The 2,555-nt window shown below is 63.4% G+C and carries 3 protein-coding genes and 1 pseudogene; 2 read left to right on the forward strand and 2 right to left on the reverse strand.

The window, feature by feature from the left end; all coding sequences use genetic code 11:
* Positions 1 to 385 (forward strand): annotated as a pseudogene (locus QT222_RS02595) (DUF7115 domain-containing protein); the annotation flags it as partial.
* A 42-nt stretch (positions 386 to 427) separates the two neighbouring features.
* Here QT222_RS02595 and QT222_RS02600 read toward each other — a convergent pair.
* Positions 428 to 805, reverse strand: a complete 378-nt coding sequence (locus tag QT222_RS02600; RefSeq protein ID WP_004059984.1) for a DUF5830 family protein — start codon at positions 803 to 805, stop codon at positions 428 to 430.
* 90 nt (positions 806 to 895) lie between these two features.
* Between QT222_RS02600 and QT222_RS02605 the strand changes: the two genes are divergently transcribed.
* Positions 896 to 1,528, forward strand: a complete 633-nt coding sequence (locus QT222_RS02605; protein ID WP_491476208.1) for a TVP38/TMEM64 family protein — start codon at positions 896 to 898, stop codon at positions 1,526 to 1,528.
* Positions 1,529 to 1,638: 110 nt separating this feature from the next.
* Here QT222_RS02605 and gpmI read toward each other — a convergent pair.
* Positions 1,639 to 2,555 (reverse strand): 2,3-bisphosphoglycerate-independent phosphoglycerate mutase (gene gpmI / locus QT222_RS02610; RefSeq protein ID WP_491476209.1); only part of this gene is annotated, 917 nt, incomplete at its 5' end.

Here is a 2,555-nt window from a genome sequence, read left to right on the forward strand (position 1 = left end):
GGACAACACGGACTTCGGCGCGGGTCCTGACCCGCTGAGTGCGAACCCCGGCGAGCTATCCGACGAGCCCGCCAACGCCACCCGAACGGAAAACGACGAGCCAACTGAATCACCCAACCGCCAACCCGTTGAAGCGGCGTCGACAGCCGGTTCCGTGTCTGAGACGCAGTCAGTCACGTCTGAACCGGACAACGTTGCCGACGCATCTGACCTCGGGTTCGAGGGGTCGGGCTTCGAGTCAGCCACGGAATCGGACGGAAACCAGGCCGACCTCGCCGCCGAAATCGAATCGCTCCGCGAGGTCGTCGAGGCACAGAACGAACAACTCCACTACCAGCAAGAACTCATCGAACAACTCATCAACGAACTGCGCCGCGGTCGATAAGGCCTGAGTTGGAAGGGCTTGACTCGGTAGAGTTAGATTCGATTACTCTCGCCCGAGCACTTTTCTGATACACGACGAGCCGAACGGCCCGAGTTCTCCGGATTCGAAGCGAACGAAGTGACCTGTCGAAATTGACGCCCCGCAACGGCGACAGTCGAAGTCGCCCTCGCGTTGGACGACCTGACTCTCGAAGCGGACGAACGTCCCGCCGCGCTGATGTCGGATGCGCCCGCCGTCTCGCTCGATGATGCCGCGAAGTTCCGCAGTATCGAGAATGTCTCGTGTGAGCGTCGGGTCGGTCGTGACCGTTTCGATGCGGTCGACGACCTCCGAAAGCGAAAGCTCGTCCGCTTCGAGGTGGGCGAGCAGGTCGAGTGCGAGTTCCACGCGTTCTTCGCGCGAGTGTTCCGGTTCCGTCACGAATTAGGAGGCAATCGAGCGGCATCGGGCTAAAGCCCTCCGAAGCACAAAGCGTTTGGTCGCGGCGCGACGACCCAGTGCAGAGCCATCGTGTCCCGTTCGCGTCTCGTCGCCGGTCTCGCACTGGCCGCCGTCCTCGTCGGTGTCCTCCTCGCCTCCCCGGAGACAGTTATCTCCCGCGCGACGTGGGTCGCCGCAGACCCGGTTCGACTCGTCGTCGTTGTGAGCGCACTCGCGCTCGTTCGCCCGCTGCTTGCGTGGCCGACGACGCTCCTCGCGCTCATCGTCGGCTACGGACTCGGCCCCATGGGGCTTCCGTTTGCACTCACGCTCATCGTTCTCACGAGTATCCCGCCGTATCTCTTCGCGCGCCGCTACCGCGGGTCGACCAGACTGGCCGATATGGGCGAACGAACTATCGCTGTCACCGGTTCTGTCAGAGGTGTGACGGCGAGCCGGCTGCTTCCGATTCCGTCCGACGTGGTGTCAGTTGCGGCGGGCGTATCGAACGTCAGTCTCGCCGCGTTCCCTCTCGGCACTGCGGTCGGTGAACTTCCGTGGGCCATCGGGGGCGTCGTCGCCGGTGCGTCCGTCGAGACCCTCACGACTGAGTCGTTCGGGGCAATCGTTCGTCCGGAGTTTATCGCGCTCGCGGCGGTCGCGGGAGTTGCACTCTTGGTCCCGACAGTCTACCGCCGGTATCGGGTGGGAACCGAAGCGTAGTCGGAGAAAGTGTGCCGTTCTACAGCGGAGAGTGCGGTTCGAACAGGAGAGTGTAATCCGAAAGCGACTCGCCTATTCGAGCAGTGACTCCCTATTCGAGCAGTGACTCCCTATTCGAGCAGCGACTCGCCGGTCATTGCGGTCGGTTGGTCGACCGTGACGAGTTCGAGGAGCGTCGGCGCGATGTCACAGAGTGAGCCGCCGTCGCGGACGGTTCGACCACCGGAAAGCGGTCGGTCCGCGTCCGCCTCGTCGGTGTCCTTCTGGGTTTCGTTGTCGGTAGTTTCACCGGACGCACCTGCATTTTCCTCCGCGTCCTCGGCCGCGAGGTAGACGAACGGGACCGGGTTGAACGTGTGTGCCGTGTGGGGGGCGTCTTCCGTGCCCATGTCGTCGGCGTTGCCGTGGTCGGCGGTGATGCAGACGTGGCCGCCGTGGTCGCGGACGGTCTCGACGAGTCGGCCGAGTTGTTCGTCGACCGCTTCGACGGCCTCGATAGCAGCCTCGTAGTCGCCGGTGTGGCCGACCATGTCGGGGTTCGCGTAGTTGAGGACCATCACGTTCGGGTCGTCGGACTCGATGGTGTCGATGGCCGTGTCGGTGAGTTCCTCGGCGGACATCTCGGGTTGGAGGTCGTAGGTCGGTACGTCCGGACTCTCGACGATTTGTCTGATTTCGCCGTCGAATTCGACCTCGCGGCCGCCGTTGAGGAAGTACGTGACGTGGGGGTACTTCTCGGATTCGGCCATGCGCATCTGCGTCATCCCCTCTTCCGCGAGGACCTCTCCGAGCGTGTCTTCGGGCTGCTCCGGCGGGAAGGCGACTGACACGTCGAACGTCTTGTCGTACTGCGTCATCGTCGTCATGAGAATCTCCGGCGGGGTCGTCTCGAACTCCCATTCGGGTTCGATGTCGCAGAGCATCCGGACGAGTTGGCGTGCGCGGTCCGCGCGGAAGTTGAAGAAGACGACCGAATCGCCGTCTTCGAGCGCGGGCGCGTCGTCGATAAGCGTCGGTTCGACGAACT

Source organism: Haloferax sp. s1 (assembly GCF_058382125.1).